Here is a 15,134-nt window from a genome sequence, read left to right as displayed (position 1 = left end):
CTTCAATTAAAACAAACCTTTCCATTAATTCCGCCTGCTCAGAAGATAAATTCATCGCTTTCCTTCGTGTGCAGAAGTTCAGTCTTTTTAAAGTCTTAGTGTTCACATTTTCAATTATATTTATATTATATTTATAATAATAAAAAACATCAATTAATAAAGGGAGATTTAACCCGTATTAAAATTTTAGTTTGTCGTTATGAAATTTTCTTATATTTTGCCTATCGTTATTATTGTGTTAAAAAATTTCTCTCTCAGAGGCGAAGATCGATTGAGATATTTCTTCCAAGAATTACCACCACTGGCTGGAAAAATGGCTTCATTGCGAGCCTGATCCTAGAATACAAGATCAGATGGAGAAGCGACAAGAAGAACTTAAAGCACCCCATAACACACTAGCCCTTTCTCAAAATACGTTTAATTTCACTACAAAAAAGTAATGGAATCGTTAGATAACGATATAGAAATAAAACGAACCAGCAGAATAATAGAACAAAGAATTGCTGCATTGGATGCGACAAAAAAACCACTACCTTTAGCTAAAGATCAAGACTTTTTCACAGTAGTCAAAGAAATAGAACCTATAATTGATGGTTATAAAAAATAATCGATAAAGACAACGCTCTGTTAGGAAAACTAAAGAGAGTTTAAAAAAATTAAAGGCAGAATTAAACAATAAAAATAAAAATTATGGGAATATAATTCACGTATTTCACAAAAATTTTGAGAATGAGAAAAAAGAAGTCTTTCGTAGCCAGCTAGATTTAAAGGGTCCCGAATCTCCTAGCAATATCTCTTGCTTCACCCAATTTTGGAAGTCTCATTTGTGGATAAGCGATCTGTGGAAGCGTTATAATAAAGTAATTAAATTGATTGATTCTTGTTTGCCTTTGTTTAAGTGTTAGTGTTTTTAATCTTACCTCCCTTCAACATTGGACTGATCGACACGAGCCACCTTCCTACTTTGCTATCTACAATCCAAGTCAAATCGACATTCTGGAGAGACAATGGCTATATTATCTATAAATTGTTTTACATTTATTCACATGAAAAAGAAAGAATAAAACGGTATTCAGATATATGTTTAGCCGTATTGGGAAGGTTTCCTATCGGTCTTTCAACGAACATCTTGGCCTCAAATTATCCAAAAAATATACAAAAAGATCCAAGGGCTACTGGACCTCGATAAGCCCCAAGGCTGGAAGCCCTATCGCCCCTCGGAGTCTGATAGCACTTTAGCGCCTAAAGATTTTGGAGGTGCTGCCTACTCCCCCGTTAAAAAACGCATTTCCTGTACTTGCAAAACGACCAACAATAAATGGGCTATCTTACTCTCCAGTATGTATTATCCCTTCGAAAAATCACATTTAAAATCAATCAGTTGGAAGTATAATCCTCAACACAAAGATTATATTTGCGGATCCCCTAAACAAACGCTGGATACCTGTCAATTTGAGATTAAAAAATGATTAGCGGGTGTAAGCGGCACAGAATTGTGCGATGCGATAGCTCATAATAGCGGCGGCTTTGTTTGCCGCTAATACACCTCCGTAAGGATTATTCATGGGGGCTGCTACAAGCACTTCAAAGAGATGATTGGCAACGACGTGATTAGTAGCGCTTCTTATTAACGAAGCTTCCATAGTCAATCGAATGCGACTGATCGGAAAGAAAAATTCTTGCTGCAATTTCAGTAAACGTGTATCAAGACGATAATGAGTCATTCCAACAGAGGACGGCGAAACAACCGCATAAAAATAACCAGTTTGTCGTAACGCTTGTACCAACAAAGGCATCAACATTTCGCTGGGCGGGGCCACCCACCGGCTATTGGCGTATCTACTCAATTCGTAGGGTGTTAACATATAAATCATAGCCGAAGTTTGATAACCTGGGTTAGGTATTGGCATCGATACTAAAATTGTCAAATGAGTTTTTGAATGCGGCGGTAATCTTACCAATTTTAAATCATCTAATTGATAATAAGAAATGGGAGGAACAACAACGGGCCCGCAATCTACAAGGTTAATAGCAAAAAAAATAATTAAAATAAATTTAATAATTTTCACAATTATCTTTCTCCCGGCCCAGGCAGCGGAGGATACTTGCCTCGGACCAACATCGATGGATTATGTTGTAACTCAATGCTAAGTTGCTGTAAATGAGCGGCTGTGGCATTTAATTTAGTTAATAATGGCAGCACGGTCGGTAAAATTTGAGTGGACATGTTTTGGATGGCGGTATGGGCATCATGCACTGTCAATTCTATTCCGTGGCCCGCGCGATCGAACTGTCTGGCTGTTATTTTAATATTTGCTAAGGCGTCTTGTAATTGGTGCATAATAGTAGGCAACTGCTCACTGGCTTTGGCAGTGTTCTTCATGAGCCGCTTCATTGAATGCAACGTTGCATCAATATTTTCAGAATTATCCGAAAGCGTTTTTGTGACTTTTTGGATATTAACTAAACTTACGCTGATCGCTCGGCGATTTTCTTCATCAAAAACTTTACCCACATTATCGCTTAATTCTTTAATCGTTTTAGTGACTTCCTGCAAAGCAGTGCTCAATTTCATTAGCAACGAGGGTTCGGATGGAATGACCGGATATTTTTCTCCCAATTTCGCAATTAAAGGGGGCGCCGTTGCAGTCAGCGCTTTTAAGGCCATATAATCAGTTCCCATGATACCTTCCGATCTTAAGGTGGCAATCGTGCTCGTGCTAATCGGAGTTTCGTGTTGAATTTTTAAAGTCAAAACCACTTGTTGAGGATCAACGGGATTGATTTCGATTTTTTGCACATAGCCTACTTTAACACCGTTAAAACGCACTGGCGTTTGTGTGCTGATACCCGACACTTCTTCGTGCATATAAACGAGATAGGTGTCGAATGTTTGACGGTGCCGAAATGTACTGAACCACAATAAAATAATAATGGAAGCGGCACCCAACAAGATAATAAAAAAACCAACAACGGTATAATTAACTTTTGTGTCCATCCTTAGCTCCTCGTTCGAGTTTATCACGAAACGTTCTTTTCCCACTACTAAAATAATCCTGGATTAACCAATGCTTGTGATGGACAAGCTCATTCATAGGCAGCGCAGCTAACACTTTACCCTCCCCCAAAAAAAACACGCGATCAGGCGCCTGCCATAATGTATCTAAGTCGTGAGTCACTATAACGAAAGTGAATTCAAGCGTTTTACGCAAGTGCAAAATTAACTCATTCAATTCTCGGGCACTTTTTGTATCAAGCCCAGCGGTGGGCTCATCGAGAAATAGCAGTTCCGGATCTAAAGCCATGGCGCGCGCCAAAGCAGCACGTTTTTTCATACCGCCGCTGAGCTCTGCTGGGTACTTATGGGCAGCTTCTCTATCTAAACCGGCTAATACAATTTTTAAAAGTGCCAATTTTGTTTGCGCTTCCGAATGCAAATGGGAATATTCATGCAAAGGGAATAACACGTTTTCTAAAACACGCAGCGAACTAAATAATGCTGAACTTTGAAACATTACGCCCCAGCGGCGCTGCACCGATAAGGCTTCCGCTCTACTACACTCCAAAACATTAATTCCAAAAACATTAATCGTACCGGCCGTAGGTTTTCGCAACATCAAAATACTGCGCAATAAGATGGTTTTACCGCAGCCGCTTGGACCAATAATAGCAACGATTTCACCTCGATGAATGGTTAAGTTTAAATCATCATGAACCCGCTGCTCACCGAATTCATTACATAAACCGTGAATTTCAATGAGAGGCTCGGTAGGTTCAATGGCGGCCATCAAATACCTCGTAAATTGAATATCACTGAAAAAATAGCATCTGCAATGATAATAAGAAAAATAGATTGCACGGCACTTTGCGTCGTTTTTTGACCCACACTATCTGCGCTAGCACCAACTTGAAAACCCTGAAAACAACCTACTGCCGCAATGATTAATCCAAAAACCGGTGCTTTAATCAATCCTGCTATATAATGTCGCACAGCAATGGCATGGTGAAATCGATCTAAAAAGCCTAAATACCCAATACCTAATCGGGACTTAGCCATCATCATGCTCCCAAACGTTCCAAAAATATCGGTCCACACCGTTAATAACGTTAACGAAATAATTAAAGCAATAAGTTTCGGCAATACCAAATGTTCAATGGGGACAACCCCCATGGTATTTAAAGCGTCAATTTCTTCATTTACTTTCATGGTACCAATTTGAGCGGTAAATGCGGTGCTCGTTCGCCCTGCTGCAATAATTGCGGTAATTAAAGGGCTAAATTCGCGTAAAATAGCTGTGCCCGCAATATCAACCACGAAAATATCGGCATTATAGCTATCTAACTGCAAAGCTATTTGATAAGTTAGCACCACGCCGACTAAAAAACTTAACAAAGCCACGATGGGTAAAGCCTGATATCCTGTTTCTTCTATCGCTCGTAAAATTGCCCGCCACTGTATTCGCTGCGGCTTAAGAATACCTTGGCTAGCTGTCGTCGCTACTTCTCCCACAAAAGTAAGAAAATCAATAAGCAGCCTCCATTTAGTCATCGCCCATTCCCCCAATAAATAAACGGCTCCCGGCATTTCCGGAGACGGCAACGATTGGCAAAGAAATTTTGATTCATTGGCAATAATCTTAAGGAGAGATTGAGCATTTTCACTTAAGCCTGTAATTTCTATTGCTTTACCCAATGACTTGAGATGATTAATCAATGTATAAAATAACAAAGCGCCTGCACTGTCAATTTTGGTAATGTTATCTGCACGAATGATTACTTTTTCTGAGAGTTGGTCGGCATAGAGGGGTAATTGGTCTTCTAATGGGGAAAGATGACTGACAGTCCAATCCCCCAGACAAAAGAGCTCCTGTTGATTCGAAGAGACTTCAATAGAAGCATCGCCATTTTGAACGATAGCCATGAATAGGTGACCCTTAACTGAGATTATTTTGCCACTATTATGGTAACGTATCCCTGCCGCCGAGACTAGGGCGGGTCGTCAATTAACCCTGCCCGCCTCATCCCGCGGCTTGTCCACGAGATCCAGTTAGGAACAGATCTCGTCATATAAGCCACGCCATGTTGGATTGTTTTTTTCAGTAACATTTAATTTCCATTTTCTACAGCAATTTTTAAATCGTCTTTCACGTCGTGCAGCCTCCATTATAGTTTGAGGTACTTCGTAATAGACCAATTGATGTACATCATATTTCGATGTAAATCCTGGAATAACATTATTTTTACAAAAGGGATATCCCAAAATACTTAATTAACTAGCCAATTTCTAAAACTTAATGTGGCTCTCTGGATCCCACGGACAAGGCGCGGGACGACAGGCAGCGTTAATTAACGGCACGCCCTAGTAAAACACTAGCAAAAATTGATCAAAAATTATTCATTCAGGATGGTGAAAATTTTATTTCTGTCTGTAATACAGACCTTATTTTTTCACCAAAGTGAGAAAGGCATAAAATCAATTAACAAAATAATACCAACTGTTTCTCTTTGTTATTTCGGAAAAAATGCGCTGGCGGCGGCCGTCACTTTTAATGGGAAAAATTATTTCTTTGATTATGGCGTATTATCACGACAATCCAAAAAGCCAGTAACCCAATATTCTCTTTTTCGCATTGCTTCCCTTACCAAATTATTTACTGCAACGATGGCAGCTTATTTAGACCAAGCCAAAAAAATTAATCTTAATCCTCCTGTTTCACATTATCTTACCCAATTAAAAAATCCAGAATTTAATATTATTAACACACACTTCAGGGCTTTCTTTATTCACACCCCCTGTCACGAAGCAATCTCAGTTAATTACCTATCTCAATAAATGGACGCCCAAAGAGCCGATAGGTACAGATAAAGATGTATTCGAACCTCGGTTAGGGCCCTGGTGGGAATGAGAATCCAATCGACTACCGGGAGCTATAAAAAGTCAGTTGCAGATGCAATTTTAAAGCCACTTAAACTTTCTTATACTTATTTTCAAACACCGTAGAACAAAAATAACCTCGCGCAAGGTTGCAATTCAGCTGAAAAAGCGATTCCTTTCACAGATGCTACGTTGCTAGCAGCTAATAGGATGTATGCAAGCAGTGCTGATTTAATTCGATTCATCCAAGCTAATCTTCAATCGAAATTTTCAACGGCGAAATCTTTAAATACGGCTTTGTAATCCACTCAAAAAATTTATTATAAAACCCCTTTTATCACCAAAGCTTTAGGCTGGGGAGCCCGCGGCGCCACTCAAGAAATCTTAGACTTAGCGCAAAAGTTAAAATCACCCATTATTTACGCTCTTAAAGGGAAAGCGGTTTTCCTAAATGAAAACCGTTATTGGACGCATGTTCGGCACCATTTGTGGCATGGAGGCAATGGAGTCATGTGAGTTGCTATTAATGCTGGGAACGGATTTCCCCTACCATCAATTTTACTACCCGAAAGGGAAAACAATTATTCAAATCGACACCCTTCCTGAACATTTAGGCAAGGCGCTGTAATGTAAAATAAACGTCGTCGGCGATGTTAAAGCGAGCGTAACAGCGCTTTTACGCATGATTAAGGAAAAGAAAAGTGACAAGCATTTAAAACGAACGCAACGAAAGCGCAAAGAATGGGAAGAACGGATGTTAAAACGCGCTACTCGACCGTTAAATAACTCCATTCGCCCTCAAGCGGTGGCTCATCTTATCAACCACTATACCAGCGATAACGCTGTGTTCACTGCGGACACAGGGGAAACGATTATTTGGATGGCACGATAAATAGAGATGAAAGGGGTAGCGCGATTTTATCGCTTCATTTAATCTGGCTTCCATAGCCAATGCTTTTGCGCAAGCAATTGACATTCAAGGCTTGAATCGCAGCCGCCAAGTCGGCGCGATGTGCGGTAATGCCGGGTTTACAACGCTAATAGGGAATTTTATCACTACAGTCTCCCATCAGTTACCCATTAAAGCTTTCGTATTTAATAACGGAAAACTAAAACTAGGTTTAGTGAAGATGGAAATGGAAGCCAGCGGCTACCCAGAATGGGGGGGTTCCTTACACAATCCCAATCTGGCCGATTGTGCAAAAGCAATGGTCCGCGAAGGCATTCGAGTTGAAAGCCACGATCAACTCAAAAACGCTGTTAAACGCGCTTTTAAAGTCGATGGTCCTGTACTCGTTGATGTTTTAACGAATCCCCCAATGAAGTAATCGTTCCACCTAAATTAAAGCTCGCCGAAGCGTGGGGATTTAGCATTAGTAAAATGAAAGAATTGTGAGCTGAGACAGAATAGTGCTTCATCAGTTGTTCAATCTCGGTCCCGTTTGGCCCGCACCAATAATAATCGTCTTATTTTTACCATAAAAATACAAAATCAGTCGGTTTTAGCTTGTCCTTACATTATAAGTTATATACGCCGGGACCTCATTCCTCAAAGAATAGGCCGTTTTCTGGTCAGTTTATTTGCATTATTCTTGCCGATTGCTATATTTTCTTTGAAAGCTCGTCGCAAAAGTCAAAAAGGAGGTCTCTATGGCCAAAGAAAATAAAACCAACTCTATTAAGCAAGAGTTCGCTACGTTTAGTGATGACGACGCTAAATTACGGGGTGATCTCAGTAGTATTATTCACAAATTAAATTCATTTAGCAAAACGGAGGCTAGCATGATGAAAAATAACTTTTTCAATCGAGAACAGGATGTCATTCATTCAGTAGAAAACAAATGCAAAAAGAAACCGTTAGCAACTCTCGGGTACGTATTTGGCGCTGGAATAATTAGCCGCATGGTCGCTCGAAGAAAATAAAATGATAGTGGGTTTTGTACTTGCCTTTGTCCTTCTTTTGACGGCATGGGTATTGGTGCTACTAGGTGTTGGGTTTGTGCTTACTTCATTTTATTTTTACCTTACCACCCACATAGAACCAATACTCTCTGCGTTTATTTGCGGGCTTGTTATTTTTATTCTCGCTCTTATTTTGATAGGGTTAGTAACCCTTTTTAAAAAGATTAAACTTTCGAAAACTAAATCTCAAATGAAATCAACTTTTCCTGACATATTTTCACTAATTAGTAAGCATTTCGAGTAAGCATTTCGGTAAAAGCATTTTTAGGATTCGGTGCCGCTGGATTTTTACTCGATTTTTCAAAAGAAGCACGGGAAACGCTAATCAATAGTTACTGTTCTTTATTTAAAAAATACATTGAAGAAATTAATGAGAAGTCTGACGATGATAAGAGGCGTTACCCCTAAAAAGAAGCTCCATTCCAGTATTCCACTTCGCTCCATACGGGCTACTCGGGCTACTTGAAGGCGGATGAAAGAATTTTGTAAGCTAATTTTGCGGCTAAAAAATCGCAACTGTGGAATCCAGGGATAGGAGCTAATTCATTAATATCAGCACCCACAATAGTACCTACTTGACTAGTCGCGGTAATAATTTCTTGGGCGTCATTCCAAAAAAGGCCACCGGGTTCGGGGGTCCCAGTGGCAGGCATTAAACTGGTATCAAAACCGTCAAGATCGAAAGTCAGATAAATATGGCGATTTTTTAAAGGCGCGACGATTTTGTTAATATCCCAAGTTTTTTTATCTTTCGCCCAATAAATATGAATGCGATTGCGGTTGGCCTTAAAAAAGGGAATTTCTTCCGCTGAAATATTTCGAATACCGACTGAAATGACTTCCACACTAGGATAATCCAAACAGCGTCTAATAGCAGATGCGTGCGAATAATGCTCGCCTTCATAGCCATCGCGCAAATCTGCATGAGCATCAAAATGTAAAATCGCTAAGTTATCATAGGCGTTTACAAATGGGCGAATAGAACCCGCCGTAATCGAATGTTCGCCTCCAAAAACGAATGGAAATTTTTCGTCATCTAATACCCGTTGTACTAACGTTTCCAGTTGTTTCAATGCGCTTTGCATATCGGCTTCGATTTTAGGTTCTTCCAACGTCACGATGCCGATATCGCGATAAGGTTCGCACCAAAGCGCTTCATCAAATAATTCTACTTCAAAAGACGCTTCAATCATTGCCGCCGGCCCTTGTGCCGTTCCTCCTCTATAACTAACCGAACGTTCAAGCCCAAAAGGAATTATCACCGCTTTGGCTTTTTCATAAGAGACGGTCTTTTGCTGCTCAAGTCCTAAAAAGGCTTTTTCAGGAGGAAGGCACTTCATTATTTTGATTCCGATTTAAATAAATTTGCGTATTGTCGAGGCGAACGATCTTTCCAATAACCGCGATGGTAAGCATCGCTCGCTAACAAAGGCAAGACCGAGGTCGCTTCCGCATATACCATCTGCTCATAAGCCGTATTAACTTTACCCCACGAGCACGCTTCTTTAAGCGTTGAACTGGAACACGCGCCATCGCGTACATCGGCCACGGTGATTTGAATTGCGTATTTGTGCATATCTACCGTTTTACCAATGATTTCTGCACAAACTACCGTATCTTGCACAAAGTTTTTGGGCACACCGCCACCAATCATCAATAAACCGGTGGTACCCGCTTTAATTTTAATGTCCGTCAATTCGCGGAAATCTCGAATCGAATCGATTGTTAAATAGCGATCGGGATTTTTTACTTGATGTAAAACCAAACCAAAACCTGCAGAAGAATCGGTAAAGGCAGGACAAAAAATAGGCATGTCATGTTCATAAGCTAATTGCACTAAAGATTCTTCTTTCTTCGCTTTCCCTTGAGCGAGATAAGCCCCCATGTGATGGATAAATTCACGCGAGCTATACGGACGCGGCTCAAGCAAGTTGGCAATTTCATAAATAGTGTGATCGCAACGCTGAAGGTCTTCCTCGTCGATGTAAGTATCATAAATTCGATCGATATATAAATCCCGCAACTGGCAATCTTCAATAGCGGGGCTCCCTTGATAATGCCGAAAACCCAATGCTTCAAAAAAATCCATATCCACAATACTGGCGCCTGTCGCCACAATCGCATCGACCATATTGTACTTCACTAAATCGGCGTACAGTTTCATGCAGCCACCTGCCGAGGTCGAACCGGCGATGGACAAAATAATGCTGCATTGTTCATCTTGCAGCATTCTACTAAAAATCTGCGTTGCATGCGCAAGATCACGCGAGGTGAAAGACATATGATCCATAGCGTCGATAATAGGACGCGCATCAAAACGCGTGATATCAATATGCTCAATCGTTTCTTGCAGCAATTTTTCTTTTAACGAAGGCATCGATAGCTTTTTATTTTTCATCAATGTTTCCTCAAAAGGTTATTGGATTAGGCAGCGATGACTTCAAGCGGTTCGTGGGTAATATATTCATCCGAATACATGGTCATCAAGGGTTCATCAGAAACCATGATAACGCCTTCCCGCTGCTTAAACCCGTTAAAGGCAGTAGATAAGGTACGGCCGTAAGCGCCCATTTGCCCAATTTCAATATAATCGCCCGCTTTGATGTCATTAGGCAAATAAAAGGGACCTTTCATATAATCCAACGAATCACACGTGGGACCATAAAAGCTAAACGGAAAAAGATCCACATCCGCCGTGTGCTTTGGTCGCAATAAATGGACAGGAAAAATGAAGTGTGGAATACCCGCATCAAAAAGACTGCCATAGGTTCCGTCATTAATATACAAAATATCGTCCTTTCTCAATTCCACGTTCACAATGACTGATGTACTTTCTGCTACCAACGAACGTCCAGGCTCGCATAGCAATTGAATTCCGGGATCTCTTTGCGCCACTTTAGCAAATTCGTCATGAATCGCTTCAAAATAAATAGTCAGCGCCGGAGGAATCATACCCGGATAAATAGAAGGAAAACCACCGCCGACATTAAAAGATTCAATTTCCACTTGAGCTTCGTTAATTACTTTGTCCGCCATTCGAATGGCAATTCGATAGGCGTCAGGATGCATGCATTGTGATCCCACGTGAAAAGTCACGCCGAGCTGATAAGCCACCTTTCGCAATTGCTTCAACAACTCTGGGGCTTCATGCAAATTAATGCCAAACTTCTCGGCCAAATTAAATTCTGCAAACGTATTAGGTATTGCCAATCGCAGATACAAACAAAGATCCTTCGCATTTTCCGTATATCGCAAGATTTTGCAGAGCTCCTCAAGACAGTCCAAAGAAAAATGACGAACGCCGTATTCAAAATACGCTTTACGAATCGCATGCGGCGATTTCACGGGGTGCATAAAGTAAAGTTCTGCTCCCGGAGCGTACTCCTTAATAATGCGGATTTCTTCATAAGAAGCAACGTCAAAGGCTGTCACGCCATGAGCGTGGACAGCTTGAATCACATGCTTTTCAGGGTTAGTTTTTACTGCATACAAAACTCGTCCACCGAATTGCGTGCAGAAGTAATTGGCAGCACGCCCTAAAGCGACTGGCCTAAAAGCAAAAACAGGCTGTATAGGCCTGCTCTCAGCGATAGAAGTGATCGTTTCAAGTTTCATCTTTGCATATAAAACCTATTCTGTGGCTATTAACCGCGATTTTCGCCTATGAATATATCAGTTTAACGGCGATGTCAATTAAAAAATCATGGTCATTTTAGGAGGGGAAGCTATCATTACCGCAAATGATAAAAACCAAAAAACCTAAAGCCCGTCATGCCGACAAATTGTCACTCTTGCGCAAATCCCTCATCCCCACACAGGCGGAGACCTGCGCAACGCACCTTCGGTGCTGCCTAGGCCTGACTGTGCAAAATGACGAATTTGCGCAGGAGTGACGGACGACTAAATCCCCTACTTATATCTTTCCGCTTACTTGGTATGTTATCTTCAATGAGGGATAAAGAATAAGAAGAAAGTGGTGCTTTTTGATTTAAGCTTGCTTATTGTCGATGAAATCATCGCGCGAGCCCGTGCATCTCACGCAAAAGAAGGTGTTGTATTTCTTAAGAACATCGATGAGCCTTCTGAAGAAGATTTCCAACAAATTCTCGCTAACCATCAAAATGATTTAACCTACCGAGAACTCAAAGAAGCGATCAACAATCTGGAGCCCGATCAACAAATGCAGCTCGTTGTGCTCAGGTCTTGATGCGATGGGTTATCCTCGTGAAGGATGATAAGAATAATATCAAAGCATTCCATGGACGGATCGTTTTTACGGCAGGGGTGGTTTTTTACTGGTGCGTATGGTTTATTTATCATCGGTGTCGTTACCACTATCCTCACCCCTATCTAGCATTTTGCCATTTCTAAACTGGCTTTATTAAATGGCGCCGCACTGGCTGCTACCGCTATTGGCGCCATCTCTTTTGGTCTTTTGTCTGACAAATTTGGGCGAAAAAGGCTATATGGTGTAGAAGTTATTATTTTTTTTGGAGCCATTCTTTCTGCATTTTCCCCCTCCTACGGGTGGCTTTTGCTCTCTCGAATAGTCGTCGGTTTAGGCATTGGTGCTGATTATCCTTCCAGCACTATTATCGCCAGCGAATATGCGCCCAGTCAAAGACGTGGTTTTTTAGTCTTACTCGTCTTTGCCATGCAAGCGATCGGTTTAGTGGTAGGCTCTTTATTGGCTTCTTTTTTATTGGTCACCTCGCTTTCGCACACGCTGGTTTGGCGCATTTTGCTAGGTATTAGGGTCATCCCAGCTATTTCTGTTTTCTATCTCCGACGACAAATTGAAGAAACGCCCCACTATCTTTTGAAAAAATCGCCGCCGGCTTTGCCAAAAAAATTAAATCCCAGCAGACTCCTCACCTACAGCACCATTTATTTGAAAAAAATGGCTCGTCCATCTCATTGGGACGGCGAGTGCATGGTCTCTGCTGGATGTCGCCTTTTATGAAAACAGCGTCTCATCAGTGCCTATTTTAAAATGGCTTAATCCTTAAGCTCAATTAGTCACTAATACCCCTTTAACCGCTTTAACTTTTTTGTTTTTGCTGCCCCTGGTTATCTCTTAGCCGCTACTTATATCGAGCGCATTGGGAGAAAATTTTTGTAAATGTTTGTTTTTTATGATTGCAGTGCTTACGGCACTATCACGCTTATTTCTCACTTAACTCCGCACATCCCGTTATTTATTGCCATTTTTGGCATCAGCTTTTTCTTCGTTAATTTTGGCCCGAATACCACCACTTTTTTAATTCCTTCGGAACTACCACACCAGTTTGCGCGCAAGAGCCTATGGAATTTCAGCCGCTTGGGGTAAGGTAGATGCTTTTTTCTTACCTCACATTTTCACACCCAAAGATTACGCTACACCATGGCGCTTCTTGCAATTGTTTATCTCACCGGCATTTTAGTCACTTTGTTATTACCGGAAATGAAAGGCAAAGCCATTGATCTGAACGAATAACAGTCTCTTCTTTTAATATTTTCTTAAGAGTGTAAATAGCTTCAAAGGAGTGGCCGATGATTTCTGTTCTGATCGTGGATGATGGACAATTAGTCCGAGAAGCATTGAAGCTCCTATTAAAGGATGCTTCGGGCGTGGAAGTTATTGGAGAAGCAGAAACGGGAGAAATGACGTTGGCCAGTGTTCGTGAAAAAAGACCCAACGTTCTTTTGCTTGACGTTCACTTGCCGGATTTTAGCGGTTTATACATCAGTCAAAAGCTGCTTCGACAATATCCCGAAACCAAAGTGATTATCCTGACTAATGAAAAGAATAAAACTTTCTCTCGCCGATTGCTTGAAGTCGGTGTACACGGTTACCTTACTAAGGAGGCCGAACAAAAAGAACTAATTCAAACCATAAAAGAAGTTCAGAAAGGTAAGCGAATTATTAGTCCTAAAATAGCCAATCAATTGGCTATTTCTTAAGGTGACCGGCCAAGTTTCTGGCGTTTTGGATAGTATTTCTGATCGTGAAATGGAAATCCTTTTAATGATGGTGCGAGGAGTTCCTACAGAAACCATTGCCCAAAAGCTTCACCTTAGTCCCAAAACCGTTTCCACTTATCGCATTGCGATATTTAAAAAATTGAAAGTTAAAAACGATGCAGAATTAATATTATTCGGAATGCAGCAGGGTTCGACTTAACCCCTCTTTAAGTTTATCTGAGAGCTTTTAATCTAAAGCTTAATTTTACCTCCTTGAAAGGTTTAATCAGAAATTTCCTGATAATACACTAGTGACATTATACTCTGAGTGAGTCCTTGGAACTGATAACTCCGGGGCGATAACTTTAATTGAGAGAAAAATAATATGCGAAATGACAATGAACAGAAACTTAATTTTGATTCCCAAATAAAGGACATCCAAGGCTAGCAAGCTATAAAGCTTACAGTTATTCCAGACAAGCCTATCTCTGAACAAAAAATTACCTCGATTTTGAAAGAAAAAAATGAAGAAGAAAAGTACATTGATCCAGATAGTTTCCACGTTATTATTGTTTTTCAAACAAAAGAAGGGAAATATTGCATATTTAGGATCTCGCCGAATGAATCCAGAGCCACTATCAAAAAAAATACCAAATTTCTATCGGTGATGTGATAAGTGATCCACAAGGTTCGTTAGTTGAAAGGTTGAACGATTCGATAAAATTCAAAACGAATAAAAAACATCCTTTAATTAAGAAAAGAAAATTTAGGCGCAGAAGATATCGCTTTGTTCTACAGTGGTGACTGGAACATGTATTATCTCACTGTTTATCAGTATTGTAAAGTTGAGTCATTAGAAGAATTAAAATCACTCACTCTCGAAATTAACTCAGCGAATTCAACTTCAAACAATCCGCTAACTAAAAATATTCAGTTTGATATCTTTAATTTATGTGATGTTATCAATTCTGTTACAAAAATCGCTAAATGCCCTGATGGAAAAGGAAAGCATGATGGGGCAAGCAACATACTGCCTAAAGGCTTATTGACTTCGGAACAATCCAAGAGTGAAACTTCGAAACATGAAACAAGAATCATTCTTGACGACATTGCGTTAAACTTTTTAGCAAAAACCACGCAGTTTCAGCCCATTTTTGAGCAACAAGAGAAAAAAGAATATAAAGAGCTTATTTTTGCTATTGGTAAGCAAATTCTGCCTTATGATAAGTTAGGCTGAGCTTGTTTAGAGGGACGTAACACACTAAACTGACATTTCCGTGATGAGAAAAGGGGTTATGACTTTACATGACTCATCTTCTTCAAGTTCATCAGAAAAAACTTGGGTCATGTAAAG

16 protein-coding genes and 5 pseudogenes are annotated in these 15,134 nt (G+C 40.4%); 13 read left to right on the top strand and 8 right to left on the bottom strand.

Features of this window, described 5'->3' with window-relative positions:
* Positions 1 to 199 precede the first annotated feature (199 nt).
* The 3 genes and pseudogenes from OWO34_RS03485 (at position 200) to OWO34_RS03475 (ending at position 1,469) form a co-directional block, all read left to right on the top strand.
* Positions 200 to 334, top strand: a complete 135-nt coding sequence (locus OWO34_RS03485) for a hypothetical protein (protein WP_267256568.1) — start codon at positions 200 to 202, stop codon at positions 332 to 334.
* A 105-nt stretch (positions 335 to 439) separates the two neighbouring features.
* A complete protein-coding gene (locus OWO34_RS03480; RefSeq protein ID WP_267256567.1) occupies positions 440 to 607 on the top strand; it encodes a hypothetical protein in 168 nt (55 codons plus the stop codon).
* Positions 608 to 1,007: 400 nt separating this feature from the next.
* Positions 1,008 to 1,469: pseudogene (locus OWO34_RS03475) on the top strand (hypothetical protein).
* Here OWO34_RS03475 and OWO34_RS03470 read toward each other — a convergent pair.
* From OWO34_RS03470 to OWO34_RS03450, 5 genes and pseudogenes are all read right to left on the bottom strand, one after another.
* Positions 1,470 to 2,069, bottom strand: coding sequence for an ABC-type transport auxiliary lipoprotein family protein (locus tag OWO34_RS03470; RefSeq protein WP_267256566.1), 600 nt, complete (start codon positions 2,067 to 2,069; stop codon positions 1,470 to 1,472).
* Positions 2,070 to 2,071: 2 nt separating this feature from the next.
* Positions 2,072 to 2,998 carry an MlaD family protein gene (locus OWO34_RS03465; protein WP_267256565.1) on the bottom strand — a complete coding sequence of 309 codons (927 nt, stop codon included), beginning with the start codon at positions 2,996 to 2,998 and terminating at the stop codon, positions 2,072 to 2,074.
* Positions 2,982 to 3,791 carry an ABC transporter ATP-binding protein gene (locus OWO34_RS03460; RefSeq protein ID WP_267256564.1) on the bottom strand — a complete coding sequence of 270 codons (810 nt, stop codon included), beginning with the start codon at positions 3,789 to 3,791 and terminating at the stop codon, positions 2,982 to 2,984. Before OWO34_RS03460 ends, OWO34_RS03465 begins: the two co-directional genes overlap by 17 nt.
* Positions 3,788 to 4,921 carry an ABC transporter permease gene (locus OWO34_RS03455; RefSeq protein WP_267256563.1) on the bottom strand — a complete coding sequence of 378 codons (1,134 nt, stop codon included), beginning with the start codon at positions 4,919 to 4,921 and terminating at the stop codon, positions 3,788 to 3,790. The genes OWO34_RS03460 and OWO34_RS03455 overlap by 4 nt, the downstream gene beginning before the upstream one ends.
* A gap of 126 nt (positions 4,922 to 5,047) precedes the next feature.
* A pseudogene (locus tag OWO34_RS03450) lies at positions 5,048 to 5,242 on the bottom strand (GIY-YIG nuclease family protein); the annotation flags it as partial.
* 162 nt (positions 5,243 to 5,404) lie between these two features.
* On the opposite strand from OWO34_RS03450, the gene OWO34_RS03445 reads away from it, so the two are divergent.
* From OWO34_RS03445 to OWO34_RS03420, 6 genes and pseudogenes are all read left to right on the top strand, one after another.
* Positions 5,405 to 5,833 carry a serine hydrolase gene (locus OWO34_RS03445; protein WP_267256562.1) on the top strand — a complete coding sequence of 143 codons (429 nt, stop codon included), beginning with the start codon at positions 5,405 to 5,407 and terminating at the stop codon, positions 5,831 to 5,833.
* A 493-nt stretch (positions 5,834 to 6,326) separates the two neighbouring features.
* On the top strand, positions 6,327 to 6,503 hold the full coding sequence (locus tag OWO34_RS03440) for a hypothetical protein (RefSeq protein WP_267256561.1): 177 nt from the start codon (positions 6,327 to 6,329) through the stop codon (positions 6,501 to 6,503).
* 54 nt (positions 6,504 to 6,557) lie between these two features.
* Positions 6,558 to 6,767, top strand: a complete 210-nt coding sequence (locus OWO34_RS03435; RefSeq protein ID WP_267256560.1) for a hypothetical protein — start codon at positions 6,558 to 6,560, stop codon at positions 6,765 to 6,767.
* Between the two features lie 28 nt (positions 6,768 to 6,795).
* On the top strand, positions 6,796 to 7,203 hold the full coding sequence (locus OWO34_RS03430) for a thiamine pyrophosphate-dependent enzyme (RefSeq protein ID WP_267256570.1): 408 nt from the start codon (positions 6,796 to 6,798) through the stop codon (positions 7,201 to 7,203).
* Between the two features lie 322 nt (positions 7,204 to 7,525).
* Positions 7,526 to 7,798 carry a hypothetical protein gene (locus OWO34_RS03425; RefSeq protein WP_267256559.1) on the top strand — a complete coding sequence of 91 codons (273 nt, stop codon included), beginning with the start codon at positions 7,526 to 7,528 and terminating at the stop codon, positions 7,796 to 7,798.
* A gap of 1 nt (position 7,799) precedes the next feature.
* Positions 7,800 to 8,245: pseudogene (locus OWO34_RS03420) on the top strand (hypothetical protein).
* A gap of 50 nt (positions 8,246 to 8,295) precedes the next feature.
* On the opposite strand, the gene speB reads toward OWO34_RS03420, so the two are convergent.
* From speB to OWO34_RS03405, 3 genes are read right to left on the bottom strand one after another with little or no spacing between them, the layout of a single operon-like run.
* Positions 8,296 to 9,177, bottom strand: coding sequence for an agmatinase (gene speB / locus OWO34_RS03415; protein ID WP_267256558.1), 882 nt, complete (start codon positions 9,175 to 9,177; stop codon positions 8,296 to 8,298).
* Positions 9,177 to 10,238 carry a 1,9-bis(guanidino)-5-aza-nonane synthase gene (locus tag OWO34_RS03410; protein WP_267256557.1) on the bottom strand — a complete coding sequence of 354 codons (1,062 nt, stop codon included), beginning with the start codon at positions 10,236 to 10,238 and terminating at the stop codon, positions 9,177 to 9,179. The genes speB and OWO34_RS03410 overlap by 1 nt, the downstream gene beginning before the upstream one ends.
* A gap of 23 nt (positions 10,239 to 10,261) precedes the next feature.
* Positions 10,262 to 11,452: a type III PLP-dependent enzyme gene (locus OWO34_RS03405; RefSeq protein ID WP_267256556.1), complete on the bottom strand. Its 1,191-nt coding sequence runs from the start codon at positions 11,450 to 11,452 to the stop codon at positions 10,262 to 10,264.
* A 340-nt stretch (positions 11,453 to 11,792) separates the two neighbouring features.
* Between OWO34_RS03405 and OWO34_RS03400 the strand changes: the two are divergent.
* The 4 genes and pseudogenes from OWO34_RS03400 to OWO34_RS03385 form a co-directional block, all read left to right on the top strand.
* Positions 11,793 to 12,035: pseudogene (locus OWO34_RS03400) on the top strand (DUF3775 domain-containing protein); the annotation flags it as partial.
* Between the two features lie 165 nt (positions 12,036 to 12,200).
* Entirely contained in the window at positions 12,201 to 12,800 is a 600-nt protein-coding gene (locus OWO34_RS03395) for an MFS transporter (RefSeq protein WP_323808262.1), read from the top strand.
* Positions 12,801 to 13,369: 569 nt separating this feature from the next.
* Positions 13,370 to 14,000 (top strand): annotated as a pseudogene (locus OWO34_RS03390) (response regulator).
* A gap of 591 nt (positions 14,001 to 14,591) precedes the next feature.
* Entirely contained in the window at positions 14,592 to 15,017 is a 426-nt protein-coding gene (locus tag OWO34_RS03385; RefSeq protein ID WP_267256555.1) for a hypothetical protein, read from the top strand.
* Positions 15,018 to 15,134: the final 117 nt, after the last annotated feature.

It is taken from the genome of Coxiella endosymbiont of Ornithodoros maritimus (assembly GCF_907164965.1).
Classification (GTDB): Bacteria; Pseudomonadota; Gammaproteobacteria; order Coxiellales; family Coxiellaceae; genus Coxiella.
Note: the sequence above shows the minus strand (reverse complement) of the source record. Positions and strands in the feature narration are given on the sequence as shown.